This is a genomic window from Deltaproteobacteria bacterium, assembly GCA_016875395.1.
Taxonomy (GTDB): Bacteria; Myxococcota_A; UBA9160; order UBA9160; family UBA6930; genus VGRF01.
Genome location: VGRF01000011.1, coordinates 16,273 through 33,215 on the forward strand (window position 1 = coordinate 16,273; position 16,943 = coordinate 33,215).

19 protein-coding genes and 1 pseudogene are annotated in these 16,943 nt (G+C 70.4%); 16 read left to right on the top strand and 4 right to left on the bottom strand.

The window, feature by feature from the left end; genetic code table 11:
• Positions 1–28 precede the first annotated feature (28 nt).
• The 3 genes from FJ091_10445 to FJ091_10455 are packed head-to-tail and all read left to right on the top strand — an operon-like array spanning position 29 to position 1,797.
• Positions 29–232, top strand: coding sequence for a hypothetical protein (locus FJ091_10445; GenBank protein MBM4383775.1), 204 nt, complete (start codon positions 29–31; stop codon positions 230–232).
• Complete coding sequence (locus FJ091_10450; GenBank protein ID MBM4383776.1) at positions 159–839, top strand: L,D-transpeptidase family protein; 681 nt, start codon at positions 159–161, stop codon at positions 837–839. Before FJ091_10445 ends, FJ091_10450 begins: the two co-directional genes overlap by 74 nt.
• A complete protein-coding gene (locus FJ091_10455; GenBank protein MBM4383777.1) occupies positions 811–1,797 on the top strand; it encodes a L,D-transpeptidase family protein in 987 nt (328 codons plus the stop codon). The genes FJ091_10450 and FJ091_10455 overlap by 29 nt, the downstream gene beginning before the upstream one ends.
• On the opposite strand, the gene FJ091_10460 is transcribed toward FJ091_10455, so the two are convergent.
• On the bottom strand, positions 1,763–2,539 hold the full coding sequence (locus tag FJ091_10460; GenBank protein ID MBM4383778.1) for a sterol desaturase family protein: 777 nt from the start codon (positions 2,537–2,539) through the stop codon (positions 1,763–1,765). The two genes, FJ091_10455 and FJ091_10460, sit on opposite strands and share 35 nt — an antisense overlap.
• Before the next feature lie 42 nt (positions 2,540–2,581).
• Positions 2,582–3,526 carry a sigma-70 family RNA polymerase sigma factor gene (locus FJ091_10465; protein ID MBM4383779.1) on the bottom strand — a complete coding sequence of 315 codons (945 nt, stop codon included), beginning with the start codon at positions 3,524–3,526 and terminating at the stop codon, positions 2,582–2,584.
• Between the two features lie 183 nt (positions 3,527–3,709).
• Here FJ091_10465 and FJ091_10470 point away from each other — a divergent pair, with 183 nt between their 5' ends.
• The 10 genes and pseudogenes from FJ091_10470 to FJ091_10515 all read left to right on the top strand — a co-directional run bounded on the left by FJ091_10470 (position 3,710) and on the right by FJ091_10515 (position 13,599).
• Positions 3,710–4,042, top strand: a complete 333-nt coding sequence (locus FJ091_10470; protein MBM4383780.1) for a hypothetical protein — start codon at positions 3,710–3,712, stop codon at positions 4,040–4,042.
• Positions 4,035–5,208 (top strand): annotated as a pseudogene (gene chrA / locus FJ091_10475) (chromate efflux transporter). The gene FJ091_10470 and the pseudogene chrA overlap by 8 nt, the downstream one beginning before the upstream one ends.
• A gap of 84 nt (positions 5,209–5,292) precedes the next feature.
• Positions 5,293–5,910: a DUF47 domain-containing protein gene (locus FJ091_10480; protein ID MBM4383781.1), complete on the top strand. Its 618-nt coding sequence runs from the start codon at positions 5,293–5,295 to the stop codon at positions 5,908–5,910.
• 8 nt (positions 5,911–5,918) lie between these two features.
• Positions 5,919–6,920, top strand: a complete 1,002-nt coding sequence (locus tag FJ091_10485; GenBank protein MBM4383782.1) for an inorganic phosphate transporter — start codon at positions 5,919–5,921, stop codon at positions 6,918–6,920.
• Between the two features lie 181 nt (positions 6,921–7,101).
• The gene (infA, locus tag FJ091_10490; GenBank protein MBM4383783.1) at positions 7,102–7,350 is read left to right on the top strand and encodes a translation initiation factor IF-1; all 249 of its coding nucleotides are present in this window, start codon (positions 7,102–7,104) and stop codon (positions 7,348–7,350) included.
• Positions 7,351–7,702: 352 nt separating this feature from the next.
• Positions 7,703–8,020 carry an acyltransferase gene (locus FJ091_10495; GenBank protein MBM4383784.1) on the top strand — a complete coding sequence of 106 codons (318 nt, stop codon included), beginning with the start codon at positions 7,703–7,705 and terminating at the stop codon, positions 8,018–8,020.
• A 157-nt stretch (positions 8,021–8,177) separates the two neighbouring features.
• Positions 8,178–9,113, top strand: coding sequence for a methionyl-tRNA formyltransferase (locus FJ091_10500; GenBank protein ID MBM4383785.1), 936 nt, complete (start codon positions 8,178–8,180; stop codon positions 9,111–9,113).
• A gap of 338 nt (positions 9,114–9,451) precedes the next feature.
• Entirely contained in the window at positions 9,452–11,548 is a 2,097-nt protein-coding gene (locus FJ091_10505) for an elongation factor G (GenBank protein ID MBM4383786.1), read from the top strand.
• 76 nt (positions 11,549–11,624) lie between these two features.
• The gene (locus FJ091_10510; protein ID MBM4383787.1) at positions 11,625–12,314 is read left to right on the top strand and encodes a hypothetical protein; all 690 of its coding nucleotides are present in this window, start codon (positions 11,625–11,627) and stop codon (positions 12,312–12,314) included.
• A 58-nt stretch (positions 12,315–12,372) separates the two neighbouring features.
• Positions 12,373–13,599 carry an alpha/beta hydrolase gene (locus tag FJ091_10515; GenBank protein MBM4383788.1) on the top strand — a complete coding sequence of 409 codons (1,227 nt, stop codon included), beginning with the start codon at positions 12,373–12,375 and terminating at the stop codon, positions 13,597–13,599.
• Between the two features lie 126 nt (positions 13,600–13,725).
• On the opposite strand, the gene FJ091_10520 is transcribed toward FJ091_10515, so the two are convergent.
• Positions 13,726–14,241 (bottom strand): TerB family tellurite resistance protein, encoded by a 516-nt coding sequence (locus tag FJ091_10520; GenBank protein ID MBM4383789.1) that lies wholly within the window; start codon positions 14,239–14,241, stop codon positions 13,726–13,728.
• A gap of 166 nt (positions 14,242–14,407) precedes the next feature.
• Here FJ091_10520 and arsC point away from each other — a divergent pair, with 166 nt between their 5' ends.
• Genes arsC through FJ091_10535 form a run of 3 tightly spaced genes read left to right on the top strand, consistent with a single transcriptional unit; the run spans position 14,408 to position 15,629 of the window.
• Positions 14,408–14,773, top strand: coding sequence for an arsenate reductase (glutaredoxin) (arsC, locus tag FJ091_10525; GenBank protein MBM4383790.1), 366 nt, complete (start codon positions 14,408–14,410; stop codon positions 14,771–14,773).
• Positions 14,770–15,393 (top strand): sigma-70 family RNA polymerase sigma factor, encoded by a 624-nt coding sequence (locus tag FJ091_10530; protein ID MBM4383791.1) that lies wholly within the window; start codon positions 14,770–14,772, stop codon positions 15,391–15,393. Before arsC ends, FJ091_10530 begins: the two co-directional genes overlap by 4 nt.
• A complete protein-coding gene (locus FJ091_10535) occupies positions 15,390–15,629 on the top strand; it encodes a zf-HC2 domain-containing protein (protein MBM4383792.1) in 240 nt (79 codons plus the stop codon). The genes FJ091_10530 and FJ091_10535 overlap by 4 nt, the downstream gene beginning before the upstream one ends.
• 69 nt (positions 15,630–15,698) lie before the next feature.
• On the opposite strand, the gene FJ091_10540 is transcribed toward FJ091_10535, so the two are convergent.
• Entirely contained in the window at positions 15,699–16,028 is a 330-nt protein-coding gene (locus FJ091_10540; protein ID MBM4383793.1) for a tannase/feruloyl esterase family alpha/beta hydrolase, read from the bottom strand.
• Positions 16,029–16,943: the final 915 nt, after the last annotated feature.

Sequence of the window (16,943 nt, forward strand, 5' to 3'; positions counted from 1 at the left end):
CGCTGTCGGCTGCGCGTCGACCTCGGACATGGACACGCTGCGCAGCGACGTGAACGCGGCGCGCTCGGAAGCGGCCGAGGCGAAGCGCGCCGCGGACGAAGCGAAGGCGGCGGCAGCGGCAGCACAGCAAGAAGCGAGCGCCGCGCGCTCGGCCGCGGATGCAGCCGCGGCGGAGGCCAAGACGGCGAGCGAGAAGGCCGACCGCATCTTTCAGCGCTCTCTGCACAAATAACGAGCGCTTCTCGATCGGGGCGCGGGAGGCGCAGGTGCAGCCGGCGGCTCAAGAGGCCGCGGCTGACCTGTTCAATGCGACCGAGGGTGAGCGGGCGGGGCTTCGCCCCGCAGGCCAGCTACTCGGAGATGACACGTCCGGGCCGAGCTGCGCGGAGCGCGTTGCGTCCGGCGAGATTCGCCCGCGCGTGGAACGCGTGCTCGTGGAGAAGAGCGCGCGGCGCCTCACGCTCTGGTTCGCGGGCTTCGCGGTGCGCGAGTACCGCGTCGCGCTCGGCCGCGAGCCGGTCGGCGACAAGCGCTTCGCGCGCGATGGGCGCACGCCCGAGGGCGTGTACACGATCGACGCGCGCAATCCGGGCAGCGAGTTCTACCGCTCGCTCCACATCTCGTATCCGAGCGCGGCCGACCTGAAGGCTGCGCGCGAGGCCGGGCGCGATCCGGGCGGCGAGATCATGCTTCACGGGCTGCCGAACGGTGCAGACTGGGTGGCGCGCGATCACGCGCGCTTCGATTGGACCGAGGGCTGCATCGCGGTCACGAACGAAGAGATCGACGAGATTTGGGAGCTGGTCGCGGATGGCACGCCGATCGAGATTCGCCCGTAACAACTCGGCGCTCGCGCTCGCCGCGGGCCTCGCGCTGGCGGGCTGTGGCTCGCTGCCGAGATTCGAGCTCGCGCCGAAGCCCGCGCCGGCGCATGCGCTCGAGAATCCGCCTCCGTCGGCTGATTTGGTCGGGCGCCTCTCGTTTCGCGAGGCGAAGGCGGAGGACACCTTCGTCGATCTCGCGATCGAGCTCGGCGTCGGATACCTCGAGCTCGCCGAGGCGAACCAGGAGATCGACCCCTGGGTGCCGACCGCCGGCGCGCGCCTCGTGATTCCCGACGTGCACTTGCTTCCCGCCGGCGCGCGCGAGGGCATCGTCGTCAACACGGGCGACCTGCGGCTCTACTACTTCGCGCCCGGCGAAGCGCCGCGCAGCTACCCGATCGGCGTGGCGAAGGAAGGTTTCGCGACGCCGCAGGGCACGACCAAGGTGACGCGCAAGCAGAAGGACCCGACGTGGTACCCGGGCCCGACCGCGCGCCGCGACGATCCTTCGCTGAAGCGCGCGGTTCCGCCCGGCCCCGATAACCGCCTCGGCGCGTACGCGTTGTATCTCGGCTGGCCCTCCTACCTCATTCACGGCACGAACGATCCCGCGGGCGTCGGGCGAAACACCTCCCGCGGCTGCATTCGCCTCTACCCCGGGCACATCGAGGAGCTGTTCGCGGCCGTGCCGATCGGCACCAAGGTGCGCGTGACGCACGAGCCGGTGAAGACGGGCTGGGTCGCGGGCGAGCTCTATCTCGAGGTGCACCCCGATCGCGAGCGCGCGCTCGCCTTCGATCAGGGCGAGAAGCTCGTCCGCGAGCCCGCTCGCGACTTGCGCGCGCTCGTCACGAAGGCGGCCGGCGCAGAGCTTGCGCGCGTCGACTGGGATCGCGTCGCGCGCGCCTCGCTCGCGAGCGCGGGGATCCCGGTGCGCGTCACGCAGCCCGCTGCGACTGTGGCTGCGGACTGAGCGTTCGCTCTGCGCGCACGAACGGCGTGCGCACCTGAGCCCACCAGCCGTGCGGATGGCTGTGTTCCTCGCCCGGCACGCCGAGCTTCGCGTCGCGCGCCGCGGGCGCGGTCGTCAGGCGCCGCGCGAGGCGATCCCACACCGAGAAGATCGCGCCGAAGTTCTGCTCGCAGCTCTCGGGGATGTGGTGGAGGTGATGCAGGCGCGGCGTCACGAGCAGCCACTCGAGCGCGCGCGAGCCGACCTGGAGGTTGCCGTGCACGAACGCCGCCCAGCCGCCGGCGAGGATCGAGGCGACGGCGACGTGCGCAGCGGGGAAGCCTGCGAGGAGCATCAGCACCGGCGAGATCGCGTGGCGGATCGCGTGCTCGAGCGGATGCATGCGAAATGCGGCGAGCCAATCGAGGTGTGGGCTGGCGTGATGAACCTTGTGCGCCTCCCACAGGAACGCGAAGTGATGCATCGCGCGGTGCGCGAGCCAGGCGCCGAGGTCGTAGACGAGGAGCGCCAGCGCGAGCGCCGCAACCGGCGGCCACGCGGCGAGCGGCGCGAAGCCGAGCTGCGCGCCGAGCGCGGCGGCGGCGCTTCGCATCGTGAGCCCGAGCGCAACCACGCCGGTCGCGAAGAAGGTGAGGTCCGCGGCGAAGTGGGGGCGCAGAAAGCGCGCCGGCAGTCGTCGCCAGCGCGTGCGCTCGAGCCCGATCACGGCCAGGAACGAGAGTGCGATCCACGGGAGTTCCATGCGTGCTCCTTTTCTCAGAGCACGCGCAGTGCGCGCGAATCGTTACGGCGCGAACGAGATGCGCGCGAGCTTGCGGGTCCCGAGCACCGAGTGAATTGCGGCGATGCGTCCGCCCGCGTCGAGCTCGCAGCGCATCAGCACGTGGCGCGCTTGGCGCGCACTCGCGCGCGCGAACGTGATTGCGAGCGCGGGTAGGCCGTTCGCGGTGCACGGCAGGATGCGCGCGCCGACGCCGCGACTCGTCGCGATGCGCAGATGGAAGCGCGCGACGCCGATGCGCCCGCGGCGCACGCCGCGCAACGCGTTGAATTCGCCGCCCGCGTCGGTGGTGGTGGAGACGTCGTCGCGCAGCAGCGCCGTGAGCCCCGCGAGGTCCCGCGTGACGAGGCACTTCACCAGCGCTTCGAGCGCTTTGCGGTGCCTCGCCACGAGCTCCGCGTCGGGCCGGCAAGGCGCCGCGTCGTAGCCGCCGAGCACTTTTCGCGCGCGGTGATGCAGCACGCGCACGCTCTGCTCGCTCGCATCGAGCACGGCGGCTGCCTCGCTCGCCGAGAAGCCGCACACGTCGCGCAGCACGAGTGCAGCGCGCTGGCGAGGCGTGAGCGCTTCGAGCGCGAGCAGGAACGCGAAGGTCGCGCTCTCGAGCGTTGCGTAGCGAACGTCGGGCGCGCGCTCGCGCGGCGCGGGCAGCTCGCACGCGTCGTCGCGGGCGAGCGGCGACGGCAGCCAGCTCGCGTCCTCGCCGCGGCGGCGCCGCTTGCGCACGACATCGATCGCGAGATTCGTCGCGACGCGCACGAGCCACGGCGCCCACGGCTCCTCCGTGCGCGCGGGGGGCTTCGCGAGAGCACGCACGAACGTCTCCTGCACCACCTCGTCAGGGTCAGCCGCGCAGCCTGTCAAGCGGTACGCGAGACCGAACAGCTCTCGGGCGTGCGTGCGATAGAGCGCCTCCGTGCTGGGTGCGCGCCCGCTGAGCTCGGTCATTCGGAGGAAGCTAGTTCGCCGACGAGCGCTTCCACGCGCCTCTCCAGCGTCGCGCGCGAACGCCAACACCGTTCTCGCATCGGAGGGGAAAAGGCAGGAAGGAGGATTCGCAGCATGCGTTCTCCACGCGCGGGCATCGAGAATCGTTACGCGGTACCAGTGCTCCGTCGCCCCGGAGGCCCCATGCGCAAGCTCGCCATCGCGCTCATCGCCATCTGCGCGGTCGGGTGCACGCAAGAGACGCAGAACAAGCTCGGCCGCGCCGTTCAGAACTGGACCGGCACCAACGGCGTGCTCGAGATCTACGCGGGCGACACGCTCGTGAAGCGCTTCGTGCAGATCGACAAGCTCTCGACCGCGATGGGCACGAGCGATGGCGAGCCGCGCGAGTACCGCTTCGGCTATGGCGTGCTCGACGCGAATCAGAACGGCGCCGCGGACCCGGGCGAGAAGAAGATCTACTTCGAGGTGAGCAACTTCTCGACCTACGTGTTCTACGAAGACCCGAATGGCTGAGGGTTCGCCCGGTGTAGAGCCTGCGCCCCCGCGCGAGTCACTAGGGCGGCTGTTCCTCCGGTTCCTGCGCTTCGGCGCGCTCGCCTGGGGCGGGCCGGTCGCCCAGATCGGGATGATTCGGCAGGAGCTGGTCGAGGAGGAGCGCTGGATCTCGCCGGCGCGCTTCAACCGCGTGCTCGCGGTTTATCAGGTGCTGCCGGGGCCCGAGGCGCACGAGCTGTGCGTGTACTTCGGGGCGCGCGCGCGGGCGAATCGGGGGAGTGCTCGCGGGGCTCGGCTTCATGCTGCCCGGCTTCGTGCTGATGTTCGCGTTGTCGGTCGCCTACGTGCATCTCGACTTGCGCGCGAGCGCGCTCGCCGCGGCCTTCGCGGGCGCGCAGCCCGCGGTGGTGGCGCTGATCGTGCGCGCGGTGCACCGCATCGGCTCGCACGCGCTGCACGACCGCTGGTTGTTAGGAATCGCGCTCGCGTCGGCGGTCGCGACGCTCGTCGGCGTGAGCTTCGCGTTCGTGCTGCCGCTCGCGGGCATCGCGTACGCCGCGGTCCGCGGGGCGCTGCCGAGCGCGCACGCGGGCGTCGTGTTCCTCCCGCTCGCTGCGAGCGCTGCGCCGGCGAATGCGTTCGCGCCGAGCGTGCTCGCCCTGTTCGTCACGGGGCTGCGCAGCGGCCTGCTCACCTTCGGCGGCGCCTACACCGTGATCCCGTTCCTGCGCGCAGACGCCGTCGGCCCCGGCGGCTGGATGACCGACGCGCAGTTCCTCGACGGCATCGCGCTCTCGGGCATGCTGCCGGCGCCCCTCGTGATCTTCTCCACGTTCGTCGGCTACGTCGGCGCGGGAACCGCCGGCGCGCTCGCGCTCACCGCGGGCGTGTTCCTGCCCGCGTTCGCGTTCACGCTGATCGGGCACCAGTGGGTCGAGCGCGTCGTCGAGGAGAAGCGCACGCACGCGCTGCTCGACGGCGTCACCGCGGGCGTCGTCGGCCTCATCGCGGTGACCGCGCTGCAGCTCGCGCGCGAGACGCTGCTCGCGGACGCAGGCGTGCGCTGGGGCGCCGCTGCGATCTTCGCCGCCGCGCTCTTCGCCGCGTTCCAGTGGAAGGCGAAGACGGCGGTGCTCTGGATCGTGCTCGCGAGCGCCGCGGCGGGTTTCGTTCTGCTGGGCTGACGAGATGCGCGCGAAGTTTCCGCGAAGATTCGGTGATTCCCGACGGAACACACTGATAGAGTGCGCGCGCCTCGGGAGGGCGTGATGGCGTTCCGGTTGATTCCGCGGGAAGAGAAGTTCTTCGACGACTTCGCCGAGATGGCGGGCGCGATCCAGAAGGGCGCGACGCTGCTCGCGGAGATGCTCGAGCCCGAGCGCCCGATCTGGGAGAAGTCGCAGGCGATCAAGACCGTCGAGCACCGTTGCGACGAAATCTCGCACGACGTGCTCACGCGCCTGCATCGCACGTTCGTCACCCCGATCGATCGCGAAGACATCCACGCGCTGCTCGGCGCGCTCGACGACGTGATCGACGACATCGACGCGTCGGCGGACATGCTGCGGCTCTACCGCATCGAGACCGTGCGGCCTGCGGCGCGCGAGCTGTCGCGCCACATCGTCGAGGCGTGCAACGAGATGCTGCGCGGCGTCGAGGCGCTGGCGCGCGGCAAGGGCGTGACGGAGGCGGTGCGCGAGATCTCGCAGATCGAGAACAAAGCGGACGGCGCGTACACGACGGGCGTCGGCACGCTGTTCGAGCAAGAGAAGGATCCCATCCAGGTCATCAAGTGGAAGGAGATCCTCGACATGCTCGAGGGCGCGACGGACCGCTGCAAAGACGTCGCGAAGGTGCTCGAAGCGATTTACGTGAAGCACAACTAGGCCGCGCGATGGAGACCGGGCTGCTCGTCGTCGTTGCGCTGGTCTTGCTGGCGCTGGCCTTCGACTTCATCAATGGCTTCCACGACGCAGCGAACTCCATCGCGACCGTCGTCTCTACGCGCGTGCTGTCTCCAGGGATGGCCGTCGCGTGGGCGGCGTTCTTCAACTTCATCGCCGCGTTCTTCTTCGGCACCGCAGTCGCGAAGACGGTGGGCGCGGGGATGGTCGATCTCGGCGTCGTCACGTTCGCCGTGATTGCCGCCGGGCTCATCGGCGCGATCGTGTGGGACCTGATCACGTGGTACTTCGGCCTGCCGACCAGCTCGTCGCACGCGCTGTTCGGGGGCTACGCCGGCGCCGCCGTCGCGCACGCGGGCTTCGATGCCGTGATCGTGTCGGGCTGGACGAAGACGCTCGTCTTCATCGTGGTCGCGCCCACCATCGGCCTGTGCGTCGGGCTCGCGCTGATGACCGCGCTCTACTGGACCTTTCAGCACACGCCGCCGAAGCGAATCGACGGCTGGTTCCGCCGCCTCCAGCTCGTGTCGGCCGCCTTCTACAGCCTGATGCACGGCGCCAACGACGCGCAGAAGACGATGGGCATCATCACCGGCGTACTCGTTACAGGCGGCTATCTCGCGACCTTCGAGGTGCCGTTCTGGGTCGTGATCGCAGCGCACACGGCGATCGGCCTCGGCACCCTCGCGGGCGGCTGGCGGATCATTCACACCATGGGCAACAAGATCACGAAGCTGCAGCCCGTGAGCGGCTTCGCGGCGGAGACCGGCGCCGCCGTCGCGATCTACACGGCGACCGCGCTCGGTGTCGGCATCAGCACGACGCACACCATCACCGGCGCGATCGTCGGCGTCGGCGCGACGCGGCGGCTCTCGGCGGTGCGCTGGGGCGTCGCGACGCGCATCGTGTGGGCGTGGGTGCTGACGATTCCCGCGAGCGCGGGCATCGCGGCGCTCACGTACTGGGCGGCGGCGGTGTTCGGGGCGGAGTAGAGGCGGAAGCTGCGCCTGCGCTCGATGGCAGCGCAGAAGGCCCGGGGCTAGGGTGCGCCGCCTTTCGAGAGACGAAGGCAACGCCCGACCGAACGCGGCTCGAGAAGCCGCAAGCGGTCCAGCACCGCGACGCGGTGCAGGCCGCGCGCAGTGAGCCGCAGGCGAACGGAGCTCGTACGAAATGGCGCGAGACGATCTGATCCAGGCGACCGGCGCGGTCGAGAAGATTCTCGGCGGCGGCCGCTATCAGATCGCGCTGGACGGCGGCCAGTCCGTAACCGCGCAGCTCTCGGGCCGCATGCGCCGCTTCCGCATCCGCGTGATCCCCGGCGACCGCGTGCAGGTCGGCCTCTCGCCCTACGACCCGTCGCACGGCTTCATCACGTTCCGCCTGCGCGACGGCGAGGGGCCTCAGACCGTCACCGAGTAGGGCGGTGAGCGCGGCGGACGCGTTCCGTCGCGCGTGGCGCATCGGCGGCATGCGCGTGCGCGCTGCGAACGGGCGCGTGCGGATCGCGGCGCTGTCGGCGCTGCATCCGGGGCTGAGCGTGGACGCGAGCGCGTCGCCGTGCTTCGGCGTCGCGCGCATCTCGCTCACGCCCGGCGCGCGGCTCACGATCGGCGCGAACGCGGCGACCGAGTACCGGCCCGGCCTCTTGAACCTCGTCGTATACGACGGCGCGGAGATCGTGCTCGAGCCGAGCTCGTGGCTGCGCACCGAAGTGGGCGCGGTGAATCTGGTGGCGCACGCCGGCGCGCGCATCGTGGTCGGGCGCGAGGTGATGCTGAACGCGTGCAGCGTGAGCGCGCAGCGCGAGGTGGTGCTCGAACGCCGCGCGACGGTGGGCCCCGGCTCGCGCATCTACGACTTCACGCACGACCTCGATGACGCGCGGCGCGGGCACGCGGCGCCCGTGCGCATCGGCGAGTGCAGCTGGGTCGCGAGCGACGTGACCGTGCTCCCCGGCGTCACGATCGGTGCGCACTGCGTGATCGGCGCGCGCAGCGTCGTGACGCGCGACGTACCCGCGCACTCGCTCGCGTTCGGCGCACCGGCGCAGGTGCGCGGCGAAATAGGGGACCGCACGCAGGCGGGGTGACCCATTGGGGTCTGGCACGGAATGGCGCCGTTTCGTGCCAGGCCCCAATTGGCCGGGCTGCGACTTTTTCCCGGCTTCGTGCGGGAGCGCGCGCATCGCGGCGCGGGCCGCGCGAGACTCGCGCCTTCGCGCGCCCTCGCGCGTGAAGGAGACCTCGATGCCGCTGCGAATCGCTTACTTCGGGCAGGCGCCGTTCGGGCGCGACGTGCTCGTGCGCCTGCTCGAGGCCGGCCACGAGATTGCGGGCGTGTATGCACCGCCGGCGCGCGCGGGCGCGAAGGAGGATCCGCTCGCGGAGGAGGCGGCGAAGCGCGGGCTCGCGCTGTTCCGCCACGCGGCGATGCGCAAGAAGACGGGCGAGCCGATCGCGTCGCGCATCGCGGAGCACGCGGCGCTGAAGGCGGACCTGAACGTGCTCGCGTTCGTGACGATGATCCTGCCGCCCGAGATCGTCGACGCGCCGCGCTTCGGCTCGCTCTGCTTTCACCCCTCGCTGCTGCCGAAGTTCCGCGGCGGCAACGCGCTCGCGTGGCAAATCATCTCGGGCGAGCGCGAGGCGGGCGTCACCGTGTTCAAGCCCGACGTCGGCGTCGACACGGGGCCGATCGTGGTGCAGAAGGGCCCGGTGCCGATCCTCCCGCACCACACCGCGGCGAGCCTGTACTTCGAGTCGCTCTATGCGCTCGGAGTCGACGCCACGGTGGAGGCGGTGGCGCGCGTCGCGAGCGGCAGCGCGACCTACGCGCCGCAGGACGAGTCGCGCGCGAGCCATCAGGGCCTCGTCGACGACTCGGTCGCACGCATCGACTGGTCGCGCCCAACCGCGCAGATCGACTGCTTGATCCGCGGCTGCGACCCGAACCCGGGCGCGCACGCTCGGCTCGGGGACCAGACCGTGCGCCTCTACGGCTGCACGCTCGCGGCGGGCGAGACCACCTCCGCGCCCGCCGGCACCGTGCTCGCGATCGACGCGAAGGGCGCGCGCATCGCCGCAAGCGGGGGCGTGCTGCTCGTGGCGAAGCTGAAGCTGGGCGCCGGCGCGAAGGTGGCGGCAGCGGAGGTGGGGATCGCGGCGGGGACGAGCCTCGGCTAGCCGCATCGCCAGTGTCAGACGCGAGGGATGCGGGCAGGGCCACCGATGGCGTCTGACGGTCGCGATGCGGCTTTGCCCCCAGGGACTCGCGCTGCGAGCCTTGCCCCTCGAATCGAAGCGCCTACTTTCCGCGCCCGTTTCCGGCCCCGCCTGTAAGGGTAGGACGGTGACCGGCCGACACTCCGGCCCGATTCCTCCCCTTCGCAGCTCACAGCACAAATCGATCGCACCGGGGCCCGCCAGGCCGCGCACCACGCCGAGAGTCGGCAGTCGGGGCGCACGCCGCGGGCCCACTTCTTCGGCCCGGCTCCCGCAGCCGTCGCCGACTGGTTCAGCCCATGGCCATGGAACTCTCGAAGATCCGCAACATCGGCATCAGCGCGCACATCGACAGCGGCAAGACCACGCTGACGGAGCGCATCCTCTTCTACACGCAGCGCATTCACAAAATCCACGAGGTGAAGGGCAAGGACCAGGTCGGCGCGACCATGGACTTCATGGAGCTGGAGCGCGAGCGCGGCATCACGATCCAGTCCGCCGCGACGCACTGCGAGTGGGCCGACCATCACGTCAACATCATCGACACGCCCGGCCACGTGGACTTCACGATCGAGGTCGAGCGCAGCCTGCGCGTCCTCGACGGCGCGATTCTCGTGCTGTGCGGCGTGGCCGGCGTCCAGTCGCAGTCCATGACCGTCGACCGCCAGATGCGCCGCTACAAGGTCCCGCGCATCGCGTTCATCAACAAGCTCGACCGCTCGGGCGCGAACCCGCGCCGCGTGGTCGAGGGCCTGCGCGAGAAGCTGAAGCACAACGCGGTGCTGATTCAGCTGCCGATCGGCCTCGAGAGCGAGTTCCGCGGGATCATCGATCTCGTGAAGATGAAGGCCTTCCGCTTCGAGGGCGACAACGGCGAGCACATCATCGAGGAAGAGATTCCCGCCGGGCAGCTCGACGAGGCGAAGGCTACGCGCGAGGAGATGCTCGACGCGGTGTCGATGTTCTCGGACGAGCTCACCGAGGCGATCCTCGAGGAGAAGGTCACCGAGGAGCTGATCCACGACGCGATCCGCCGCGGCACGATCTCGCTCGATCTCACGCCGGTGATGGTCGGCTCGGCCTACAAGAACAAGGGCGTGCAGCTTCTGCTCAACGCGGTCACGCGCTATCTGCCGTGCCCGACCGACGTCGAGAACACGGGCGTCGACCTCAGCAACAACGAAGCGCCCGTCGTGATCTCGGCCGATCCGAACAAGCCGCTGATCTCCCTCGCGTTCAAGCTCGAGGACGGCCGCTACGGCCAGCTCACGTACGTGCGCGTGTACCAGGGCACGCTCTCGAAGGGCCTCACCATCACGAACATGCGCACCCAGAAGCGCCACAAGGTGGGCCGCCTGGTGCGCATGCACGCGAACGAGATGGAGGACATCGAGCAGTCCTCGAGCGGCGACATCGTCGCGCTGTTCGGCATCGACTGCGCCTCCGGCGACACGTTCACCGATGGCACCGTCGACGTCGCGATGAGCGCGATGCACGTGCCGGACCCGGTGATCTCGCTCTCGATCAAGCCGAAGGACAACAAGGCGCAGGCCAACCTCGGCAAGGCGCTCGGCCGCTTCGTGCGTGAGGACCCGACCTTCCGCAGCCGCGTCGACCAGGAGTCGGGCGAGACCGTCATCAGCGGCATGGGCGAGCTGCACCTCGAGGTGTACGTCGAGCGCATGAAGCGCGAGTACGGCGTCGAGGTGATCACGGGCGCGCCGCAGGTGGCGTACCGCGAGACGATCTCGCAGCGCGCGGACTACATGTACACGCACAAGAAGCAGACCGGCGGCTCGGGCCAGTACGCGAAGATCGGCGGCTACTTCGAGCCGATCACCGATGGCAGCGCCGACTTCGAGTTCGTGGACGAAGTGCGCGGCGGCTCGGTGCCGATCGAGTTCATCCCGTCGGTCGAGAAGGGCATGCGCTCGATGATCCACAAGGGCCGCCTGATCGGGTTCCCGGTGATCGGCCTGCGCGTGGTGCTGAACGACGGCGCTGCGCACTCGGTCGACTCGTCGGACAACGCGTTCCAGGCGGCGGCGCGCGGGGCGTTCCGCACGGTGTACCCGCAGGCGAAGCCGATCGTGCTCGAGCCGCTGATGAAGCTCGGCGTCGAGGGTCCGACCGAGTTCCAGGGCGCGATCATCAAGACGATCATGCAGCGCCGCGGCGTGATCATCGGCACCACCGAGCTGGAAGGCTTCACGCAAGTCGAAGCCGAAGTGCCGATGGCGGAGATGTTCGGCTACGCGACGGACCTGCGCTCCAACACGCAGGGCAAGGCCGAGTTCACGCTCGAGTTCTCGAAGTACGCGCCGGCGCCGAACGAAGTGAAGGAAAAGCTGGTCGAGAAGTTCGCGGGCCGGCTCAAGGGCGACGACGACGAATAATTCTCGATCGCTACGCGCGGACGCGACCTCGCACGGGCGTAGAATCGAGCGAACTCGCGCATCAGGAGATGAGACGATGTATCGGAAATTCTTGACGGCGCGGAGTCCGCTGCGAGTGCTCGAGAAGGGCCTGCACGGCGGACTCGGTCAGGGCAACGTCGGGCTCGTGCTCGCGGGCCGCGGCGTGGGAAAGAGCTCGTTCCTCGTCGGCGTCGCGCTCGACGACTTGTTACGGGGCGGGCGCGTGCTGCACGTCGCCCTCGATCAGACCGTCGCGCACGTGCGCGACTACTACGACACCGTGTTCGCGGACCTGCGCGCGACGACGCAGCTCGTGGACGGTGCGGTGGTGCAAGGCGAGATCGAGCAGCTGCGCTCGATCCGCGCGGTCAGCTCCGCTGGCTTCGGTGCGGCGAAGGTGCGCGAGGCGGTGCAGCTCACGGAGGCTGCCGGCGGGAAGCCGAGCGCCGTGATCGTCGACGGCTGGAACGTCGCGAGCGCGAGCGCTGCCGATCTCGAGGCTCTCTGCGCGCTGGCGAAGGAGATTCCCGCGGAGATTTGGGTTTCGGCGCAGTCGCCCGGCGAGAAGATCCCGGCGCTGCCCGCGCAGTTCACCGCGGCGCGCGACAAGTTCGCGGTGATCTTGGCGCTCGAGCCCGAAGCGGGAGCGGTCGGCCTGCGCGCGCTCAAGGACCACGAGAACCCGAATCCCGAGGCGCTTCGCGTCGCGCTCGATCCACGCACGCTGCTGCTGAAGCGCTCGTAAGCGCGAGACTCACCCCGCAGCGCCGCGGGCCGGCGCCGCCTCCGCGGAGGACGCGCCGATGAGCGCCACCCTTTACCTCGTACTCGCGGCGCTCGGCTTCGGCGCTGCGCTCTCCACCAACGTGCAGGCGCGCAGGCTCGGCCCGCTCGTCGCGCCGTACTTCCTGTTCGCGTGGCTCGTCGGCGAGCTCGCGCCGCACGCGATCACCGCGCACGCGCTGCTGAGCGCGGGCTTCATCGCCGGCGGCGCGCTCGAGAGCGGGCGCGGGGTGGCGGCGCTCGCGCTCACGCTCGCGAGCGTGGTGTTGTTGCTGCGCGCGCACCTGCGCGGCGCGAACGGCGGCGCCGAGGCGGCGAGCGCGCTCGGCGAGATCGGCGTGCGCGCGAAAGGCGAGGTGCCCGCGCTGTTCGGCTTCCCGCGCGCGTTCTCGTTCGCGCAACCCGGCGTGGAGAAGCTCACGGACATCGCGTACGGCCCCGTGCTCCCCGGCGACAAGGGCAAGCGCAACTTGCTCGACGTGATCCGCCCGCGCGGAGCGAAGCCCGGCGAGCGGCGCCCGGTGCTGCTGCAAGTGCACGGCGGCGGTTGGATCATCGGCGACAAGCGCGAGCAGGCGCAGCCGCTGATGACGCACATGGCCGCCGAGCACGGCTGGATCTCGGTCGCGGTGAACTACCGCCTCTCGCCGCAGGCCACGTTCCCCGATCACATCGTCGACGTGAAGCGCGCGATCGCCTGGATCCGCGCGCACATCGCCGAGTACGGCGGCGACCCGAGCTTCGTGTGCGTCACGGGCGGCTCCGCGGGCGGTCACCTCACCGCCCTAACAGCGCTCTCCGCGAACGATCCGCGCTTCCAGCCCGGCTTCGAGCACGTCGACACGCGCATGGTCGCCGCGGTTCCGTTCTACGGCGTGTTCGACTTCCTCGACCGCAAGAACCTCCGCGGCTCGCAGTCGATGATCCCGATGCTCGCGAAGACCGTGTTCAAGAAGTCCCCCGAGCAGGATCCCGAGCTCTGGAACGCGATGAGCCCGATCACGCGCATCACCGAGGACGCGCCGCCGTTTCTCGTGATACAGGGGACGCACGACACGCTCGTGTTCGTCGAGGAGGCCCGTGAGTTCGTGCGCGCGCTGAAGGAGAAGTCGCGCGCCCCGGTCGCCTACCTCGAGATGTTGGGTGCTCAGCACGCCTTCGACGTGTTCCACTCGCCGCGCTCTAGGCATGCGGTGCTCGCGGTAGCGGCGTTCCTGGAGAAGGTGCGGGCGGAGCGGCAGCGCTAGCGCGCCCGCCAAATCGCGGGAGGTCGGGGACGAACGCCCACGAGCTTCCGTCGACAACCGCAGGGCAGTCGCCGCCGCCTCTCGTTCGAGATCGGCCCACGTCGCCACGAGTTCCCACGTCGGCAGCTACCGCCTGCTCTGAAACTCGCTCAGCCGCTCCCGATACTTCGCCTTCACCGCGTTCGCCTCGGCGCGCGTGAACCCGAGCTCTTCGGCGATCGCGACGATCTCGGCGCTCTCGGCGGGCGCGACGGTGCCGTCGGCGGCGGCGACGGCGAACAGGCACTCGAGTAGCTGCGCGCGCTGGACGCGCGTCGCGAGGTTCTTGAACTCGCGCGTGACGACGTAGTTCTCGGTGCCGCAGAGCAGGCGCACCTGCGAGCGCGCGATCTCGACCACGAGATCGGCCTCGTCGGGCGCGAGGTTCGCGAGCTCCGAGACGATGCGGCGCATCTCGGTCGCCTCGGCGTCCTCGATGCGCAGGTCGGCGCCGGCGCCGCGCGCGAGCACGTAGGCGAACGCGGCGAGGTAGCGAGCGGTCTGTGGCGGGAGGCGCTCCAGGCGCGCGGAGATCTCGCGCACCGAGGCGGTCTGCGCCGCCGTCTCCGGCTTCGCGTCACCACCGATTCCCAGCCAACGCAAAATCGACGCGTCCGCCCCCGCGAGCGCGGCAGGCTAGGGGAGCACGCCGCGCGCGGCGAGCGTCGCGAGGTCGAGCGCGAAGCTGCGAGCGCAAGGCAACTCCGCAGGGTCCGACCCCGCGAACCCGCCTCCATGCCCGCGACTCGCGTCCGGCTACGTTGCGCAGATGCTTCCCTTCGATGACGACGCGCTGCTGCTGCTCCACAACCCGCGCTGCTCGAAGAGCCGCGAGGCGGCAGCGCTGCTGGATGCGCGCGGGGCACGCTACGAGACGCGGCTCTACCTCGAGGCGCCGCTCTCGCGCGGCGAGCTTGCGGATCTCGCGCAGCGGCTCGCGCGCCCGGTGCGCGAGCTCGTGCGCACCAAGGAGCCGGCCTTCGCCGCGCTCGGGCTCATCGCAAGTGCTGGTGACGACGCGCTGCTGGACGCGCTCGCGCGCGAGCCCGCACTGCTCGAGCGGCCCGTGCTCGTGCGCGGCAAGCGCGCGGTGATCGGGCGTCCCCCCGAAGCGGTGCTGGAGCTGCTCGCGTGAGCGGCGAGCGCGCGCCGTTCGCGCTGCCGCCCGAGGACGCGGCGCTCGTTGCGGAGCTGCGCGCGGGCAGCGCGTCGGCCTACGAGCGCTTCGTGCGCGAGAACGCGCCGCGCGTGCTCGGCGTCGCGCGGCGCATGATGCGGAACGACGAGGACGCGCGGGACATCGTGCAGGACACGTTCCTCTCGGCGTTCCGCCACATCGGCGACTTCGACGGCAACTCGCGGCTCGCGAGCTGGCTGCACCGGATCGCGGTGAACGCGGCGCTGATGAAGCTGCGCTCGAAGCGGCGCCGCCCCGAGGAGTCGATCGAGGAGCTTCTGCCGAAGTTCCTCGCGGACGGAAACCACGAGCGCGAGCCGTCGCCGTGGGCGCTCGGCGGCGAGGCCGCGACCGCGAGCGCCGAGGTGCGCAAGGCGGTGCGCCGCGCGATCGACGAGATGCCCGATCTCTACCGCGATGTCGTGTTGTTACGGGACATCGAGGATCTCTCGACCGAGGAGGCCGCGCGCGCGCTCGGGATCACGATCCCGGCGCTGAAGACGCGCCTTCACCGCGCGCGTCTCGCGCTGCGCGAACGGCTCGACGATCTCTTGCGCGAGCTGGGAGGCGCCCCATGACCTGCCGCGAGTTCACCGAATTCCTGATGGCGTACCTCGACGGCGAGCTCGCGAGCGACGTCCGCAGCGCCTTCGAGTCGCACATGTTCGGCTGCCAGACGTGCGTTAACTATCTCGAGAGTTATCAGGCCACGATCCAGCTCGGGCGCGTCGCGTGCGCGGAGGACGAGCCGGTGCCGAGCGACGTCCCCGAGTCGCTCGTGCAGGCGATCCTCGCCGCGAGGAAGCTGCAGTAGCGGCGCTCAGGGCAGGGCGGCTTCGCGGGCGCGCGGCGTCGCCCTCGTCCGCAGGTGAACTGAGGCGCGCTATTGGCAGCGGAAGTTGCTCGCGTTCGTCGTGCTGCCGTTCGGGTCGATCAGTCGCGCGCGCTGCGGGTAGGGGCACAGCGGACGCGTCATGCCGCCGCCCGATGCGACGATTGCGTCGGGCCGAGTGCCCCGCTCACTCCACGCCTCGAGCGCGCTCAGGGCGTCGAAGTTCGAGGGGCCGCGGCCGTTGCGGCAGTGGTAGCCGCCCGGCGCCATGTACAAGCGCACGAAGTCGTCGCGCGTCGTGGGGCCGAGCCGCAGGCCGATCGTCTCGAACGTGTCGACCGTGGCGCGCGCGGGGATCGCGGCGTCCCACAGCCGTGCCACAGGATCAGCTTTCCGCCGCGCTGCTGGAACGCGCGCAGGTCTTGGTTCGCGGAGAAGCCCGCCGGCTCGGGTAGACCGAAGTCGCCGTTTGCGGGATCGAAGCTGCGAAAGTCCATCGTCGGCGACACGAAGCCGCGGAAGAAGCTGTCGATCATCACGTGTTGCATCGACGGGAACTGGCCCGGAGCGCTGCTCGACACCATCCAGTTGCGCCAGTTGCTGCTGTCGCTCTCGCCGCCCTTCGAGTAGCCGAGCGCGCGGTGCCGCCCACCTGGGCCGGCGTAGATGGCGGCGATCACATCGATCTGCGCGGTGGTGAAGCACGAGGGATCCGCGGCGTTGCCCGGCGCGCACACGGGGAGGTCACGCCTCGGGTCGAAGGTGCACTCGCGCGGGTCGTCGAGAATGCGGTCGACGATGCCGTCGAGCGCATCGCAGCTCGCGAGCACGTGCTGCTCGAGCGCCGCGAGCTTGGCGCTCGGAAGAGCCGGAGCGTTGAGCCGCGTCGGGTCGGGATACATGTGGCGCTGATTCCACGCGAAGCTCGCCATTGCGGCCGCGAGGTCCGCCGGTGCGCCTGCGATCACGCCATCGAAGTCACCGGGGTACTGCATCGCTTCCCACAACCCCTGGCGGCCGCCGGTCGAGCAGCCTTCGAAGTAGGCGCGGGTCACGGCGCTGCCGTAGTAACGCAGCAGCACCTGCTTCACGCCGACGGTCGCGGCATGAACGCCGCGATCGAGGAAGTCGATGCGCTTTGCGGCCTGGCCCTGCGCCCAGCTCGCATCGGTGCCGGCGCTCTGGTGGCCCGTGTCGGTCACTGCAGTCGCGTAGCCGCGAGACAGCTCGCGACTCGCGACCGGCGGCAGCGCGCCCGAGAACCCGGAGTTTCCGGAAAAGTGCAGCTTCGCGTTC